The organism is Clostridium coskatii, assembly GCF_001675205.1.
In the GTDB taxonomy this organism is placed as follows: domain Bacteria; phylum Bacillota; class Clostridia; order Clostridiales; family Clostridiaceae; genus Clostridium_B; species Clostridium_B ljungdahlii.
The window spans coordinates 1-732 of the sequence record NZ_LROR01000011.1 but is presented as its reverse complement, the minus strand read 5'-3'; the positions used below and the strand labels follow the sequence as shown (position 1 = coordinate 732).

The 732-nt window shown below is 39.5% G+C and carries 1 protein-coding gene; it reads right to left on the bottom strand.

Translation table 11 applies throughout. From position 1 onward, the window contains the following. The coding region (locus tag CLCOS_RS00070) for an IS110 family transposase (RefSeq protein WP_153042887.1) at positions 1-461 on the bottom strand (461 nt) is incomplete at its 3' end. Positions 462-732 lie beyond the last annotated feature (271 nt).

Here is a 732-nt window from a genome sequence, read left to right as displayed (position 1 = left end):
TCAATTCTATTCTTCTGGGAAGTAATATCGCGAATCACACTTTTGCGGTAACGAGTGAGGTCACGAAACTCTCGAATTTCCTTAGCTGGAATAAAACTACCGTTAAGTAATCCAGCGCGAAGTAATGTGGCAATCCATTCGGCATCTTTCATGTCAGTTTTTTTACCTGGTACATTCTTCATGTGCCTTGCATTTACAACCAGCAATGAAATGTCGCCATCAAATGAATCTTCAAGAGTTTCATAAATTGGCTTCCAGTATATCCCGGTGCTTTCCATTGCTACAAAATGACAATCTTCAGATACTATCCATGCTTTGAGATCCCGCATTCCAGTAATTAATGTGCTAAATTCTCGAATCTCACTCTTTGCTGGTTTACCAACAGGTCCATTTAGTATACAGGCCACAATAATATCCTTGTGAACATCTAGTCCACAACAGCGTTCTAATAAGTCATTCATATAATCGTCCCCTATAAAAAATTAGCAGGAGAATTACCCGAGATAATAGGAACTTTGCTACACGTGCTATCCACTGCTTAGTGGTGCAACAATCTGCTGTGCTCATGGGTAATACGTCTACGTTGAAAATCGGGGTGCAAATCCTCCAAAGAACATTCAGACTTAGCCCTGCCAATATGAAATTATGTCCACATATGTACATTGCAAACATTTGAATTGTAGGATGTTTCTATTTTCATTGGCGGCTGTGAAGTAAGTCATGATTCGTTGA